This is a genomic window from Clostridium sp. BNL1100 (assembly GCF_000244875.1).
Classification (GTDB): domain Bacteria; phylum Bacillota; class Clostridia; order Acetivibrionales; family DSM-1351; genus Ruminiclostridium.
In genome coordinates, this window is record NC_016791.1 from 4,311,100 (window position 1) to 4,327,721 (window position 16,622).

Consider the following 16,622-nt stretch of genomic DNA (forward strand, 5'->3'; position numbering starts at 1 on the left):
AAAGTGTATTCAATTACCAATATACTATACCGTAAAACATAATTCAATCACCTTACAACTCTTGCACTCTGACCTTTCATGACACTCTCAACTTCCTTGAGGTTTGCCATTGAGGTATCACCTGGGGTAGTCATTGCAAGTGCCCCATGGGCAACACCATAATTTACAGCCTTTTGAGCATCTCCTGTTGTCATCAGGCCATAAACCAAACCAGATGCAAAGCTGTCACCTCCGCCTACCCTGTCATAAATCTCAAGACCCGGGAATTCGATGGACTTGAAAATTGTGCCGTCAGCCCAGCATATTGCACGCCAGTCATTAACAGTAGCAGTTTTTACTCCTCTTAATGTTGTTGCAACTACTTTCATATTCGGATATTCCTCGACAACCCTGTCTATCATTTTCTTGTAGCCTTCTATATCAAGCTCTTTGAGATTTTTGTCGTTGCCTTCAACCTCAAAACCCAGACATTGAGTAAAGTCCTCTTCATTTCCTATCATAACATCTATATACTTTGCAATTTCCTTGTTTACTTCCTGTGCCTTCTTGTTCCCTCCGATGTAGTTCCATAGAGAAGGCCTGTAGTTTAAGTCATAGGAAACAATAGTATTGTACTTCTTTGCAGTTTTAACGGCCTCAATAACTACCTCAGGTGTAGTCTCAGACAGTGCTGCAAAAATTCCGCCTGTGTGGAACCACCTTGCTCCAAGCTTACCGAATATATACTCCCAGTCAATGTCCCCGGCCTTCAACTGTGCTGCCGCAGTGTTTGCCCTGTCGGAAACACCAAGGGCAGCTCTGATTCCAAAGCCTTTTTCTGTAAAATTCAGTCCGTTTCTTACAGCCCTGCCGATACCGTCAAAAGGTATCCATTTTATGAGGGAGGTATCAACTCCGCCCTGTAGAATCATATCTTCAATAAGCTTTCCGATATCATTATCGGCAAAAGCAGTAACAACGGCACATTTCATTCCAAAGCACTTGCGAAGCCCACGGGATACATTGTATTCTCCTCCGCCTTCCCACGCTTTGAATTCTCTGCTGTTTCTTATCCTTCCATCTCCCGGATCAAGTCTTAGCATTACTTCACCCAGAGAAATACAATCATATGTATAACTTCCTTCAGGTTTTAAATTCAGAATAGACATAACGGCCTCCTTATTTGCTGTGTAGAGTCACTATCAGGCCCTAGCCTGCTTTACCTTTTCAATAAACTGTCTACCTATAGTAACGATTGACTCATAGTCTCCCTTTTTAGCTCCGGCAGTTAAATTTCCGCCGACTCCTACTGCAACACTTCCGGCTTTTATCCACTCTGCTGTGTTTTCCAGGTTTACTCCTCCGGTAGGCATAAGTTTAATCTGAGGCAACGGGCCTCTGAATGCCTTGATAATAGCAGGGCCAAAAAGTTCTCCAGGGAATACCTTTACAATGTCAGCACCTGCTTCCATACACTCAACAGCCTCTTTAACAGTCATGGCTCCGGGCATACAAGCAACCTGATATCTGTTGCAAACCTTAACAACCTCTTTATTCAGGCAAGGGCTTACAATAAACTGAGCTCCTGCAAGTATTGCTGCTCTGGCTGTTTCAGGGTCAAGAATAGTACCTGCTCCTATGAGGATCTTATTGTCCTTGTTGGACTCTGCCAACTTCTTAATTACGTCCAGAGCACCATGTACCGTAAAGGTTATTTCAATGGCACTGATTCCTGCCTCTACGCAGGAGTCGGCTATTTTCATAGCCTGTTCAGAGCTATCAGCCCTGACAACTGCCACGACACCACAATCGCAAATCTTTTTCAACACTTCATTCTTATCCATAATATTACCTCATCAAAAAATATTGAATAACTTCATCTTATATATTAATATACTAGTATACAAGTTGAGTGTCAATCCACTAATATTAATATCACATTACTCTTAAGTTCAGGTAAAAGCTCACAGCTATAAATTGTAAATGTGATGCTTACTGTGCTAAAATTGACAAGAGTTCATTAAAAGCTTTAGTGTGCATAGGAGAGTACCATGAATAGATTTCAAAGAAATGTACTTCCATTAAAAGAAGTAATTTATATGGAAGTTAAAAATAAAATACTGAATCTTGAATATAAACCCGGTCAAATGATTAGCGAGACAGAAATATCAGAACTGCTAAATGTCAGTAGGACACCCGTAAGAGAAGTTTTTATACGGCTTTCCTACGAAAAGCTGATTGATATATATCCCCAGAAGGGCACATTTGTGTCCCTTGTAGACCTTTCCTATGTAAAGGAGAGTGTTTATATGAGAAACCTTCTTGAATGTCAGATTGCAGGTGAAATAGTCGACAGCGAAAAGAAGGATTTACCTGCTGAAATAAAAAAGAATATACGGTTGCAGAAAGATTTAGTTGAAAATGAAGGCAATATAGAAGAATTTCTGGAACTTGACAATGACTTTCACAAGGTTATATTCAAGGCTGTAAACCATGAAACAATCTGGGATATCATTAGTACAACAAGAATTCACTACAACAGATTCAGGCTTTTGACCATGTATGAGCCTGAAATGCTGAACAGGGTATTCCAAGAGCACTTTGACATTATGACCAAAATTGAAGAGGGAGATAAAGCAGGCTGTAATGCACTGCTTAAAAAGCATCATTATAACGGTCTCGAACATGCAGATATCCTCAAGGAAAAATACCCGGGATACTTTTTATAAAATAATGGCATTAAAAATTGGTTGTGGCAAAATTGATTTTTATTTTTTTAACCAGTATTTAGGAATATAAATTATATCAATCGAAGCTTGGTTAAAGATATTTGAATATGTTTCTCGGCGAACATGGATATTTTACCGGAAACTTTACACGATGTAGGTTTTAGCGAAACCATGAATCATGGACGATGAATGTGAGCGACGGTAAAACATCCTAAGATGAGCCGCTAGAAACTCTTGCAAATATCTTGGAAGCAATCATTGATATAATTTTATACGGGAGTATCGGTGTTAAAATAGAAAAACTATCTGTTTTGCCTACATATTTACCTTTCGGCTTCTGGTTACTTCGAATTTTTCCAGCCACCCTTTTTTAAATTTAAGTGAAATAAATCCGGTAATACTGGTTGCAAGCGCTCCTAAGGAATCAACTATTAAATCCTTCATAGTATCTGCCAGAGCCGCTCTTCCCATCATAAGACTTCCGTCTTCGTGTGCAAACTTCTGCATGTTAAGCCCCAGCAGCTTGTCAAAGGCAAACTCGTATATCTCCCACAATGCACCTATTGCCAAGGCGAATGAAAAGGCAAAAACAGCTACAAATAAGGGACTCAGGTTAATCTGTACCTTTTCTGAATCGTTCAAAAGCTTTACAACTGAAAATCCAAGTGCTCCTATCATTGCACCGCTGAAAGTATGAAGAACAGTATCCCAATGGGGTATCTTGTAGTAGAAACTTCTCACCTCACCGAGGTATATAGCCGCATAGAGGAAAAAAACAAAAACTATGTGCATAAAACCGGGGATATTTATTTTCCATTTTCTTTCGATAATTGATGGAAGGAACATAATAATCATACCCATAATACACTGAATCAACATAAGGACATAGTCGCTTCTAAGCTTGACAAATGCTTGTCCCACAAAAGGCTTAGAAGGTGCAGTAATAACATTTACAAGTGAAAAGACCGTTGACAAGATCAATGTGGCAAAGACAAACCAAAAAGTAGTCTTCTCCCAATTTATTTTTTTCTTTATAAAAATAATATCACCCCACTTAATAAATTATACCGTGAATAATTAAAAATGTCTTATTGAATACTTTATAACACTGAAATTTCAGGGTCAAGTTTAATTTTAACAAAGTTGAAAAACAAGCCGCATAAGCATGCCAACTGCAGATTGACATTTATTATGCGGCTCCGTATAAAAGGTCTGCAAATTATTTATAAGACTTAGTATAGATTTCAACAACATCTTTATCGGATAGCTCCACAGGGTCGCAAGCAAACAAACCTCCCATTGTATGCCTTGCATTCTTTGCCAAAGCTTCCATTTCACTAAGCTTAATTCCGTATTCGGACATTTTCAGATCGTCAACTCCACAAGCCTTTTGAAGCTCTACCAATGCTGTCACAAAATCCATAGGCTCCTTTGCATCTTTCTTGCCCAAGGCTACAGCCATGTCAATCATTCTCTGACTGCATGAGCCTGATTTTGCAAAAAACGTATAGTATTCCCTGCTCACCATAATAAGTCCGGCTCCATGGGGTAAATCGGGGTGTAATGCACTCATGGCATGTTCCAGAGAATGTTCTGAAGTACAGCCTGAGGTAGATTCAACCATTCCTGCAAGTGTATTTGCTAAAGCAACCTTTTCACGTGCCTCTTCGTTGGAACCATCATTTACAGCCTTTGAAAGATATCTTCCTATAAGCTCTATGCTCTTTAGGGCATACATGTCACTCATTTCATTTGCAACTACATTTATATATCCCTCTGTGCTGTGGAACAGTGCGTCAAAACCCTGATAAGCTGTAAGATGTGCAGGAACCGTCATCATCAGGTCAGGGTCAACTACAGACAAAACAGGAAAAGTTTTATCATAGCCAAAGCCGATTTTTTCATTGGTCTCGTCATTGGTTATAACCGTCCAGGGGTCTGCTTCAGTACCTGTACCGGCAGTAGTTGTAATAGCCACCACAGGCAGCGGATCAACAGTAACCGGCATGCCCTTTCCGGAGCCCCCGCCTACATAATCCCAATAGTCACCTTCATTTGAAGCCATTACAGCAATAGATTTTGCAGAATCAATACTGCTGCCGCCTCCAAGACCTATAATGAAGTCGCAGCCCTTTTGCCTTGCAAGTTTTGCTCCCTCCATGACATGAGGCTTTATGGGATTTGGCAATATTTTATCAAATAGAATGAATTCTACATTTGCCTTTTTAAGCTCCTCTTCCAGCCTTCCAAGATAACCGTGCCTTTTCATAGATGTTCCGGCTGATGTGACAATCAATGCCTTTTTCCCCGGCAGGCACTGATTATGAAGATTCGAGAGCTGTCCCTTACCAAAAAGTATTCTCGACGGAATAAAATAATTAAAACTCATATGGTAAAATCTCCTTTACAAATTTTCGTATTCAATATATTTATATCCTTTACTTCGTACTCCAATTACGAAAAATGCACCTATGTCTATAATAATTATAGCATCATTATTATTTAAAATCGAACTGTCAAAAAACAAGCCGCATAATCATGCCAACTGAAGATTGACATTTATTATGCGGCTTACCAAATTATATTATAAGGATGTTTTTCTTACTTGCCGTAGTAAACTTTCAGGTACATATCCTTGATTTCACTCAAGAGTGGGTATCTTGGGTTGGCACCTGTGCACTGATCATCGAATGCCTGTTCAACCATTTCATCCAAGGTTGCAAGGAATTTTTCCTCATTCACGCCTGCCTCCTTGATAGTCTTAGGCAATCCTATTTTTGCTTTTAATTCATCTATTTTAGCTAAAAGCTTTTTGAATTTTTCTTCATCGCTGGAACCTGTAATTCCGATAAAGGATGCTACTTCAGCATACCTCTTGAGTATTTCAGGGTACTTATACTGTGAGAACGCACCCATCTTTACAGGAGCTTCGGCTATGTTGAACTTCATTACTTCAGTAATCAACAGTGCATTTGCCACACCGTGAGGCAGGTGGTGGAATGCTCCCAGCTTGTGGGCCATTGAGTGGCAAACACCCAGGAATGCGTTTGCAAAGGCCATACCGGCCATTGTTGATGCATCAGCCATCTTTTCTCTTGCTATAGAATCTTTTGCACCATTCTCATATGCTGAAGGTAAATATTCAAAAATGCTCTTTGTTGCCTGTAAAGCAAGACCTTTTGTATAATCTGTTGAAAGCATTGAAGCGTATGCTTCAAGAGCATGTGTCAAAGCATCTATACCGGAAGCTGATGTAAGACCCTTAGGCATGTTCATCATAAGGTCTGCATCAACTATTGCCATCTTAGGCATAAGTTCGTAGTCTGCAAGAGGATACTTTACACCTGACTGTTCGTCAGTAATAACTGCAAACGGTGTCACCTCTGAACCTGTTCCTGCTGATGTCGGGATTGCAACAAAGTATGCCTTCTCGCCCATCTTAGGGAATGTGTATACTCTTTTTCTGATATCCATAAATCTCATTGCGAGATCCTGGAAATCAACTTCAGGATGTTCATACATTGTCCACATGATCTTACCTGCGTCCATTGCGGAACCTCCGCCTATTGCTATGATAACGTCAGGCTTGAAATCTCTCATTGCTTCAGCACCAAGCTTGGCACAAGCAAGAGTCGGGTCCGGAGCTACATCAAAGAAAGTATGATGCTTGATATTCATATCATCCAAAAGATTGGTAACAGCTTTAGTATATCCGTTGTTGTAAAGGAATGAGTCTGTAACTATGAATGCCCTTTGCTTATTCATCTCAGTCTTGAGTTCTCTTAATGCAACACCAAGGCATCCTTTCTTGAAATAAACTTTTTCAGGCGCTCTAAACCACAACATATTCTCTCTCCTCTCGGCAACAGTCTTAATATTAATCAGATGCTTTACTCCGACATTTTCTGAAACGGAGTTGCCGCCCCATGAACCGCAACCAAGGGTAAGTGAAGGAGCAAGTTTAAAGTTATAGAGGTCTCCGATTCCTCCCTGTGCAGATGGTGTATTTATAACAATTCTGCAAGTCTTCATTGCCGCAGTGAATTTATCAAGTTTATCCTTGCTGTTTACAGTATCAATATATAATGAAGCAGTATGACCGAATCCGCCGTCTGCTATAAGTCTTTCAGCCTTTAATACAGCGTCATCGAAGCTCTTTGCCTTGTACATTGCAAGTACAGGTGAAAGCTTTTCATGTGCGAAAGCTTCAGACAATTCAACTGACTCAACCTCTCCTACCAATACCTTTGCTTCAACCGGAACTTCAAAACCTGCTAATTTTGCAATAGTGTGAGCTGTCTGACCAACGATTTTTGCATTTAATGCACCGTTAACCAATATAACTTCTCTCACTTTTTGAGTTTCTTCTTTATTGAGCATGTAAGCGCCCCTGAGAATAAACTCTTTTTTTACTTCGTTGTATATTTTATCTAAAACGATTACTGACTGCTCAGAAGCACAAATCATACCGTTGTCAAATGTCTTTGAAACAATGATTGAACTTACAGCTGTCTTTATATCGGCACTTTCGTCAATTATTGCAGGTACGTTACCGGGTCCAACGCCTATTGCCGGCTTTCCTGATGAGTATGCAGCCTTAACCATACCGGGTCCGCCTGTAGCAAGTATTATATCCGCTTCCTTCATAACTCTTTCGGAAAGCTCTATTGTAGGCTCATCAACCCATCCGATGATTCCCTTTGGTGCACCTGCTGCAACAGCTGCTTCCAATATTATGTTTGCGGCCTCGATAGTGGACTTCTTTGCTCTTGGATGTGGTGAGAATATAATTCCGTTTCTGGTTTTCAAAGCAATAAGTGCCTTGAAAATAGCTGTTGAAGTTGGGTTTGTAGTTGGCACAATTGCTGCAACAACACCAAGAGGTTCAGCTATCTTTGTAATACCAAAAGCTTCATCACGTTCAATAACACCGCAGGTTTGTGTATCCTTATATGCGTTGTAAATGTACTCTGCTGCATAATGATTTTTGATTACCTTATCTTCTATAACACCCATTCCTGTTTCAGCCTGAGCCATTTTAGCAAGAGGAATTCTCTTTTTATTAGCAGCAAGTGAAGCAGCCAGAAATATCTTGTCAACCTGTTCCTGTGTAAATGTTGAATATTCTTGCTGTGCCTTCCTTATCTCTGCCAGTTTTTCCAACAGAGTGTCTACACTATTTACTACCAAATTTTTCTTAGTCATAATAAGTCACCCTCCATATTCTTGAAGTCAAAGTTGTTTTACTACTAAATCACCAATAGTAATATTTTTATAACTCTGGGTATTGTTATTTTTTTAACAACCTAACCCTTAAAAGCACGTGTTAATTATTTAACAATTTAATTGTAGTCCTTTGTTAATTAATTGTCAATGTTTTTTTGATATTTTTTTAACATACCATATATTAGCAAATATTATTTGATAAGGTATATTGTACAAGGACAAATTTTTACTTTAATTAACATTGTAAAATAATAATGATTTGAATATTTATACTTTTTTTGTATAATATATGACATAGTTATTATAATTTAAGCAAGTGCTAATGAATAGTAAAGTGAGGTTGTACAATTGAGTATATTAAATGAAATTTCACAGGCATTGCAATCAGGCAAAGCCAAAGTTGTCAAAGAATTGGCTCAAAAAGCTGTTGACGAGGGTTTATCAGCTGTTGATATTTTAAATAATGGTCTGTTGGATGGAATGGCTGTTATAGGTGAGAAATTTAAAAAAGATGAAATATATGTTCCTGATGTACTGATAGCTGCAAGGGCTATGAATGCAGGTACAGAAATTATCAAACCACTTCTTATTTCCAGCGGTGCGAAGGCTGTGGGAAAAGTTGTTATAGGAACAGTTTTTGGTGATCTTCATGACATCGGTAAAAATCTGGTTAAGATGATGCTGGAAGGCAGGGGTCTGGAAGTTGTTGATTTGGGCGTAAATGTACCTGCACAGAAATTTATCGACATGGCAATTCAGGAAAATGCTCAGATAATATGTTGCTCTACTTTACTTACGACTACTATGCCTGAAATGGAAATCGTAGTTAATGCTGCTAAAAATGCCGGCATCAGGGAAAAGGTGACTATTATGATTGGCGGAGCTCCTGTTAATCAGAGCTATTGCGATAAGATTTCAGCAGACATATATACACCGGATGCGGCTTCAGCTGCTGAGGAAGCTGTTAAAGCATGCAAAGCCGGGGAAGCTTAACATTACTTGTATAGTGTATGTTTGAGTGTAAAGGGTGAAATTAAATGCTTCGTCTAAAAGTTATAGCCTGCGATGTACTAAACAGAGAAATATCCTACCTTGCCAGTCAGTCAGAGCATTATACCGATGTAACGTTTGTGCACCAGGGTTTGCACGATACCCCTGAAAAGTTGAATAAACGCCTTCAGTATGAAATCGACAAGGTAAATGAAGGTTTTCCATATAACTACTTTGATACCTGTCCCGATTACGATTATATAATTGTCTGCTATGGACTTTGCAGTAACGGAATTACCGGGATAAGCAGTCAAAGGCTGCCTATGGTAGTTCCCAAAGCCCATGACTGCATTACTCTTCTTCTGGGCTCAAAGGAGAAATATATGGATTTATTCAGGCAGCAACCCGGAACTTACTGGTTCTCAACCGGGTGGATTGAGCGTGGCTGGCAGCCGGGAGAACTTAAATACACAACACTCCAAAGAGAGTACATTCAGAAATACGGTGAAGAAAATGCCGAGTATCTTATGGAAATGGAACAAAGCTGGATGAAAGAGTACAATAATGCCGGCTTTATTTCATGGAGTTCCTTTAACAATAATGAATTTTACAGGTCGGCGGCACGTTCCGCTGCTGATTTTCTAAATTGGGATTTCTTTGAAGTACCCGGCAATCCCGGTCTTTTGAAAAACATGTTAAATGGCAGGTTTAATGAGAATGAAGTTCTCATAGTACCACCGAGGGCAAAAATCGCCGCATCCAATGACAATGATATAATAACAGTCGAAGGAGATAATCGGGATGTTTAGTGTAACGGTCAGAAATAACGGCAATACAAAAGTATATACAGCAAACAACGGCAAAAATTTATTTGAGCTGCTCCGGGAAAAGGGTTTTTGTATTGATTCGCCCTGCAACGGGAATGGTACTTGCGGTAAATGCAGAGTAAAGCTTATCCAAGGCTCTAACAGTCCGGCTAAAGCCGAAGAAATAAAACTCCTTGGGCTTAAAGCTCTGGAAGACGGCTACAGATTGGCTTGCCGGTACCATATTCTATCAGATATTGAAATTCTAATAGACAGTAATGACCTTCCTGCAAGTATAGCTACAGAAAGCATACAGCTAAATACTGAATTTAATCCACTGGTCACAAAGGTTTATAGCGTTCTTGAAAAACCTTCACTTGATAATTCTGTCTCTGATTTTATCAGAGTAATGAATGGGAGCTATAATGATAATCCCCTCGAGATAAATGATTTGGGACTTTTAAGAAATATTCCTGATGTTATAAGAAAAAATAATTTTGAAATAACCCTTGTAAAAAACTCATGGGATATAATCGCAGTGGAATCAGGAAATACTACAAATACCCTGTACGGAGTGGCTGTAGATATCGGAACAACCACCATTGCAGCCTACTTGGTAGACTTGACTACCGGTAAAAAAGTCTCAGTTACTTCCCTTCTGAATCCCCAAAAGGCATTCGGGGCAGATGTAATATCACGTATCAGCTATACCATGGAAAATGAACATGGATTGGAACAGCTGAATAGCTTGCTTGTTCAATCACTAAACGTATGTATTACGATTTTATGTAAACAAGCAGGAATTTTGCCAACTGATGTTTACGTAATAACTTTTGCAGGAAATACCACTATGCTTCATCTGCTACTTAAAGTAAATCCGTCAAACATTGCCTATGCACCATTTGTTCCGGCTTTCACCTCCACTGTAAAGGTAAAGGCCAGTGAATTACCCCTGAATATCAACCCTAATGGTACAGCATATATTCTGCCCGGAGTATCTGCGTATGTGGGTGCAGATACCGTGGGAGCAGTACTGGCTGTTGGTATGCACCAGCAGACTTCTGCTTCACTACTCATTGATATAGGAACCAACGGAGAAATTGTTCTTGGAGACAAAAGCGGTATGTACGCCTGTTCAGCGGCAGCAGGTCCTGCTTTTGAAGGAGCGAATATAAAAAATGGGATGGGGAGTGTGAATGGTGCCATTAACAGCGTGTCTTTAAAACATGGAATCACCTACACCACCATTGGGCACACAAAACCAATGGGCTTATGCGGTACAGGTGTTGTTGGCCTGATTGCAGAGCTTCTTGAAGTTGGGATAGTTGACGAAACCGGAAGAATTGATATGTCATGGGAGCCGGAATCTCCAGATCAGGAATCTCTTTGTGGCAGAATAGTTTCCGTGGACGGAGTTAATGCTTTTGTACTTTGCAAAGCCCATGAAACCCTTTCCGGGAGTGAAATACTTCTTACACAGCGTGATATCCGTGAAATTCAGAATGCTAAAGCTGCTATAGCCGCTGGAATAAGAGTACTTGTCAAAAATGCCGGCATAGTTTTTGAAGATATTAAGCAGGTGTATTTGGCAGGGGGCTTCGGAAGCTATATTAATATTGACAGTGCATTAAAAATCGGCCTTATCCCGAGAGAACTGGAAGGCCGAATAGTATCCGTCGGAAATGCCGCAGCTCAGGGAGCCATAGATGTTCTTAACAACAAGTCCCTACTGTCTTCGGCACAGGAAATAAGTAAATCCATTAATTATACAGAGCTTTCCAACAGTAAGGATTTTAATGATTACTATGTAGACTGTATGACCTTTGAGGAAATATAAATCAAATATGTCCCTGCTAAAGCACCTCATGCAGTCTGGAGGAATTTATTACTGCAACCGCCTTTCTTTTAAGGCGGTTATATATTTCTGTAGCTTTCCCGCCTGTAAAGTCTCTGGTCTCAGGCAGGTCGTCCTCTATTATAACAAGCTTCTCTGCCTGTTCTGCAGCCTCCAGATTCCTAATATTTTGAAATCCAAGGGGCATATTGCAGAGTATTGTTGTATGAGAGTTCTTTACATATTCAAGATTCTCGTTGAAAAGTTCATCAGAAATACTGGAGAAAGGCTTTTCCATAAGGTAATCTATCCCGAACACCTCTGCCGATGCTATATCACTGTCCCCCTGAAAAAAAACCCCCGCAGATATATAATACCCTTGTTCGTAAAGCTGTCTTAATACGCTTCCGGCTGTTCCCCCTCCGCCTATTACATGAAACCTTACGGATTTGTTTTTTTCATTAACCTTATGTATGTAAATATCCAGCAAGCCTGTTATTCTGTTTTTGTAAACCAGTGCATTTACACCATAAACACGTGACAAGTTCAGGGACGTAAGAACCTCCTCCGGACTTCCGTCTGCTACAATCCGTCCATCATTCATGAGAACAAGCCTTGTACAGTATTTTGCTGCAATTTTCAGGTCATGGATTGCAGCTAATACGGTTTTTCCCTGTTCAGACAGTTCTCTTGAATATTTGAATATTTGTTCCTGATAAGTAATATCCAGACTTGCGGTAGGCTCATCAAGAAGTATGATATCTGTTTCCTGAGTCAAGGTTTTTGCAAAAAGTACTCTCTGCCTTTCGCCTCCTGACATTTCGTTTATTGCACAATCTTCCAGCTTTTCAGTATCAGTATACTCCATGTTTTTTCTTGCAATCTTATAATCCTCTTTACTCTCTCTTTGCATCCTCTTAAGATAAGGATACCTTCCCATAAGTACTACTTCTCTTGCAGGGAACGGGAAACCTATCTGAGTATTCTGATGCATTAGAGCTATCTTTTCGGCAAGGCTTTTGTTACTCATCTGGTTTATAAATAATCCGTTGACCTTTACAGTACCTTCTGCCTTATAAATACCGTTAAGACATTTAAGCAGTGTGGTTTTACCTGCACCGTTAGGGCCTATGAGACCAACCAGCTCTCCTTTTTTTACATTCAGACAAATATTATCAAGAATTTTTTTACTGTTAATCTCATAATTGAGGTTTTGAATTTCAATAATACTCTCCATATCAGATTACCGCTCCTCCTTCCTTTTTGCTTCTTAGTAAAAGGTAAAGGAAATAAGGAGCTCCCAACAACGCTGTTATTATTCCTACTCCAATCTCATATGGAATGGCCACAACACGCGATACAAGATCACAAGCCACAAGGAAAATAGCCCCTCCAATACTGCTGGCAGGCAGCAGCTTTTTATAATTGGGCCCAACCAGAAGTCTCATTATATGGGGAACAATCAGACCTACAAAACTTATGGCTCCACTGACACAAACCGCACTGGCTGTAGCGATGGAAACTAACACCAGTAATACTGTTCTTATTTTACCTGAACTTAATCCTACAGACTTCGCTTCCTCTTCCCCCAACATAAGAACATTCAAGTCCCTTGAAAAAACAAACATAAGTATAACACTTAAAATTATTGGAATAAGCACCAGCTGTACGTGTTCCCAACGTCTGCCGTCAAGGCCTCCCGTGGACCAGAAAAGAAACTCTTTAACCTGATAATCATAGGACAGAGTTAAGATAATATTGGTTATTGCCCCTATAAAAGTACTTACCGCAATTCCCGAAAGCATCAGTGTAAGTACGGGTACTTTCCCTTTCTGGTAGGACAGCAGGTAAATTACAAATATTGCAATAAATGCTCCCGTAAATGCAAACAGTGGCATAAAATACATGCTTACGGCAGTTAACCCCAGCTTTATAGCCAGAACCGCTCCCAATCCGGAACCGCTGGATATTCCCAGCAATCCCGGGTCTGCCATAGGATTTCTGAACATTCCCTGCATAACTGCCCCGGATGAGGCAAGGGCTGTCCCTGCAAGTGCAGCTACCAGCACTCTTGGGAACCTTACAAGAAAAATTATAGGTTCCTGTCCTTCAGCAAATGTTGCATGTTTTAAAATACCAATATTTTTAAGAATGATTTTAAAGGTATCAAAAAAAGGTACGTTTACAGCCCCTATTGCTGTTCCTGCAACCATTACAAGCAGTAGAAGAACCAGCATTGCCGGTATAAACCCGATATTTGTCAGGTTTTTTTTGATTTTTCTATTTTTCATGTTTCCTCCGGATTATTTAAACAGTCCCGGATAGGCAACCATTGCAATATCCTCTACTGCCAGTACAGCGTATTGTGATGTTGATGAAATATGATTATATGGTACTGAAATGATTTTATTATTCTTTACTGCTTTTATATCAGCCAGTGCCTTATCACCCTTTATCTTCTCATTCAAAGTATAAAAGTTAACTTTAGCGTCATAGTACCATGACGGCAGAATAATAATTTGGGGGTTATACTTTATTATCATTTCCTTGGACAATTCAGGCCATCCTTCAAGACCATCCTTCGATACTGGGTTTATAAGGCCTGCTCTTGTAACAATATCATCAAAATTTGTTCCCTTACCGCTCGTGGTACTCATTTCACTGTAATCAAGTACCGTTTGTTTCTGGTCATCAGTCATTAGTTCAATTCTATCTGATACAGCTTTTAGCTTCTGATCCATCCATTTAATTAAATCCTGTGCTTTGGCAGCCTCACCTACAATTTTTCCTAACAATTTAAGGTTATCTTTCACCTGATCAATATTTGAGGGAGTATTCAGCATAAATACGGTTATATTTGCATCTCTGAGCTGTTTAATAACATTCGCATCTGCCAGATTATCCATAAGAACAAGATCAGGCTGCAATGCAATTATTTTTTCCGCATTGGACTCGGTTCTCTTACCTACTCCTTTAGCCTCATCAGCAATGTTTGAAACTTTAGCATCGTCCACATAATAAGTCATAGCCGCAATTCTGCTTTTGTCTACAAGCGACATAAGCATTTCACAGGTTCCAAGAGGCATACTTACTATTTTAGCCGGCTTGGCCTTTAGAGTTACCTTTGTACCCTTTGAATCCTCCAATGCCAGAGGGTATGTTTCTGTTTTAGTACTTGTCACCGATGTATCAATTGCCTGAGTTGTTTCAGACGCCTGCTGGTTTGTATTACTGGCACATGCTCCAAGGATTCCGGTTGCAAAAATCAATGCGAGTATTAAAGATAAGATTTTTAAATTCCTTTTCATTTTATAGTAGCTCCTAACATTATGTATTTTTTACTCCTTTAAACACAAAAGCCCTTTAAACGTTTTTGTGTTTAAAGGGCATAATTCCATCTGGAATTTTTTTATTAAACACACCCCCTATCACTCGTAGAGTTAACAGTGTAAACATACAGACAGGTATTCTGACTAAGGCATCAACGCTCTCCATTCCTTCCCGGTTAATGTACCAGTGGATTATATGGAGAACTCCTCCAACACAGCGGCGGGACCGTGCAGGGTTCAAACCTGCTTCCCTTATCTGTAGCTCTTATTAAGTTATATTGCATATATTAATATAAAACAAGCTTAATAGCAAATACAAATCATACACATTATCGTCCAAATTTCTTATTCTAGCGGATTTGTCAATTAAATACCATATTTGTCAAAGAATATTAATATTTGATAATCTCCCTTAAAAAGCTTTGTCCAGGGAATTTGTTCTCTGCATTAAATACCTCTGCAATGGTGCAGGCTATATCAGCAAAGGTTTTTCTTGTTCCAAGATTTATATCCTCTCGTATACCCTTACCATAGATAATTACAGGTACATGTTCCCTTGAATGGTCAGTACTTGGAGTAGTCGGGTCACAGCCGTGATCCGCTGTAATTATCAACATATCGTTATCTTTCATGGCAGACAAAATTTCAGGTAATCTGTTATCGAATTCCTCTAAAGCCTGTTTATAACCTTCCGGATTATTTCTGTGTCCGAATACCATATCAAAATCTACAAGATTTGTAAAAATCAGGCCTTTGCTCTCTTGACCCATAAATTTTAATGTAATGTCAACACCATCCATGTTGTTTTTTGTATGTTCAGCAACAGTAACTCCTTTTTTTGAAAATATGTCTTCAATCTTTCCTACCGCAATAACATCCAGGCCCTTTTTATTCAGAATATCCAAAACAGTGTCTGATGTAGGCTCGGCAGAAAAATCCCTTCTGTTCGGTGTTCTTGTAAAGTTGCCCGGTTCACCTATAAACGGCCTGGCAATAACACGTCCAACCATATGTTCCCCTTGCAGCATCTCCCTCGCTATACCGCAAATACGGTACAAATCTTCCAGAGGAACGACTTCTTCATGGGCTGCTATTTGAAAAACACTGTCCGCAGACGTATAAACTATGAGTTTTCCCGTTTTCATGTGTTCCTCGCCGTACTCCTTGATTATTTCAGTTCCCGATGCGGCACAGTTTCCCAGAACACCTCTTCCGGTAAGCTTTACAAACTCATCAAGGACTTCCTTTGGAAAACCGTCAGGATATGTGGGAAACGGGTATTCAAGCTGAAGTCCTGCAATTTCCCAATGTCCTGTTATAGTATCCTTTCCTTTAGAAACCTCCGCCATTCGACCATAGCTCCCTGTAACATGTTCGGGTATGGAAAGATAGTCTACTCCATCTATCTTTCCCATTCCAAGCCGGCTAAGGTTGGGAAGGTTTATTCCATTGCAAACTTTCACGATATTTCCCAATGTATTGCTTCCTTTATCACCGTATTCGCCGGCATCCGGAAGCTCACCTATTCCTACACTGTCAAGGACAATCATAATTACTCTATCTATATTTGTCATATCTATTCTCTCCCAGTTATTTATAATACGTACACATACCTACTACTATTATATTAATACCAAATATTTGCTTTTTCAAACATATTAAAAACTTTTAATTTATTAATATTTCCATATAATTCAAAAATTATACCAATTTCCGTTAAGATTATGGT

General features: G+C 39.5%; 13 protein-coding genes and 1 riboswitch. Of the genes, 4 read left to right on the forward strand and 9 right to left on the reverse strand.

Annotation, left to right across the window (positions count from 1 at the left end; translation table 11 throughout):
* Nucleotides 1-47 precede the first annotated feature (47 nt).
* Nucleotides 48-1,148, reverse strand: coding sequence for a sugar kinase (locus CLO1100_RS18585; RefSeq protein ID WP_014315314.1), 1,101 nt, complete (start codon nucleotides 1,146-1,148; stop codon nucleotides 48-50).
* A gap of 33 nt (nucleotides 1,149-1,181) precedes the next feature.
* Entirely contained in the window at nucleotides 1,182-1,823 is a 642-nt protein-coding gene (locus CLO1100_RS18590) for a bifunctional 2-keto-4-hydroxyglutarate aldolase/2-keto-3-deoxy-6-phosphogluconate aldolase (RefSeq protein WP_014315315.1), read from the reverse strand.
* Between the two features lie 207 nt (nucleotides 1,824-2,030).
* Between CLO1100_RS18590 and CLO1100_RS18595 the strand changes: the two genes are divergently transcribed.
* Nucleotides 2,031-2,708 carry a GntR family transcriptional regulator gene (locus CLO1100_RS18595; RefSeq protein ID WP_014315316.1) on the forward strand — a complete coding sequence of 226 codons (678 nt, stop codon included), beginning with the start codon at nucleotides 2,031-2,033 and terminating at the stop codon, nucleotides 2,706-2,708.
* A gap of 315 nt (nucleotides 2,709-3,023) precedes the next feature.
* Here CLO1100_RS18595 and CLO1100_RS18600 read toward each other — a convergent pair whose 3' ends face one another.
* The 3 genes from CLO1100_RS18600 to adhE form a co-directional block, all read right to left on the reverse strand.
* Nucleotides 3,024-3,689 (reverse strand): hypothetical protein, encoded by a 666-nt coding sequence (locus CLO1100_RS18600; protein ID WP_242836627.1) that lies wholly within the window; start codon nucleotides 3,687-3,689, stop codon nucleotides 3,024-3,026.
* Nucleotides 3,690-3,927: 238 nt separating this feature from the next.
* Nucleotides 3,928-5,097 carry an iron-containing alcohol dehydrogenase gene (locus CLO1100_RS18605; RefSeq protein ID WP_014315318.1) on the reverse strand — a complete coding sequence of 390 codons (1,170 nt, stop codon included), beginning with the start codon at nucleotides 5,095-5,097 and terminating at the stop codon, nucleotides 3,928-3,930.
* A 212-nt stretch (nucleotides 5,098-5,309) separates the two neighbouring features.
* The gene (gene adhE, locus CLO1100_RS18610) at nucleotides 5,310-7,913 is read right to left on the reverse strand and encodes a bifunctional acetaldehyde-CoA/alcohol dehydrogenase (RefSeq protein ID WP_014315319.1); all 2,604 of its coding nucleotides are present in this window, start codon (nucleotides 7,911-7,913) and stop codon (nucleotides 5,310-5,312) included.
* A 369-nt stretch (nucleotides 7,914-8,282) separates the two neighbouring features.
* On the opposite strand from adhE, the gene CLO1100_RS18615 reads away from it, so the two are divergent.
* Genes CLO1100_RS18615 through CLO1100_RS18625 form a run of 3 tightly spaced genes read left to right on the forward strand, consistent with a single transcriptional unit; the run spans nucleotide 8,283 to nucleotide 11,567 of the window.
* Complete coding sequence (locus CLO1100_RS18615) at nucleotides 8,283-8,927, forward strand: corrinoid protein (RefSeq protein WP_014315320.1); 645 nt, start codon at nucleotides 8,283-8,285, stop codon at nucleotides 8,925-8,927.
* 44 nt (nucleotides 8,928-8,971) lie between these two features.
* Nucleotides 8,972-9,733 carry a DUF1638 domain-containing protein gene (locus tag CLO1100_RS18620; RefSeq protein WP_014315321.1) on the forward strand — a complete coding sequence of 254 codons (762 nt, stop codon included), beginning with the start codon at nucleotides 8,972-8,974 and terminating at the stop codon, nucleotides 9,731-9,733.
* On the forward strand, nucleotides 9,726-11,567 hold the full coding sequence (locus CLO1100_RS18625; RefSeq protein WP_014315322.1) for an ASKHA domain-containing protein: 1,842 nt from the start codon (nucleotides 9,726-9,728) through the stop codon (nucleotides 11,565-11,567). Before CLO1100_RS18620 ends, CLO1100_RS18625 begins: the two co-directional genes overlap by 8 nt.
* Nucleotides 11,568-11,583: 16 nt before the next feature.
* Here CLO1100_RS18625 and CLO1100_RS18630 read toward each other — a convergent pair whose 3' ends face one another.
* From CLO1100_RS18630 to CLO1100_RS18645, 4 genes are all read right to left on the reverse strand, one after another.
* On the reverse strand, nucleotides 11,584-12,801 hold the full coding sequence (locus CLO1100_RS18630; RefSeq protein ID WP_014315323.1) for an ABC transporter ATP-binding protein: 1,218 nt from the start codon (nucleotides 12,799-12,801) through the stop codon (nucleotides 11,584-11,586).
* Between the two features lies 1 nt (nucleotide 12,802).
* Complete coding sequence (locus CLO1100_RS18635) at nucleotides 12,803-13,855, reverse strand: iron ABC transporter permease (RefSeq protein ID WP_014315324.1); 1,053 nt, start codon at nucleotides 13,853-13,855, stop codon at nucleotides 12,803-12,805.
* Between the two features lie 12 nt (nucleotides 13,856-13,867).
* A complete protein-coding gene (locus tag CLO1100_RS18640) occupies nucleotides 13,868-14,872 on the reverse strand; it encodes an ABC transporter substrate-binding protein (RefSeq protein ID WP_014315325.1) in 1,005 nt (334 codons plus the stop codon).
* Nucleotides 14,873-15,005: 133 nt separating this feature from the next.
* Nucleotides 15,006-15,168: riboswitch (cobalamin riboswitch) on the reverse strand.
* 117 nt (nucleotides 15,169-15,285) lie between these two features.
* The gene (locus tag CLO1100_RS18645) at nucleotides 15,286-16,467 is read right to left on the reverse strand and encodes a phosphopentomutase (RefSeq protein ID WP_014315326.1); all 1,182 of its coding nucleotides are present in this window, start codon (nucleotides 16,465-16,467) and stop codon (nucleotides 15,286-15,288) included.
* Nucleotides 16,468-16,622 lie beyond the last annotated feature (155 nt).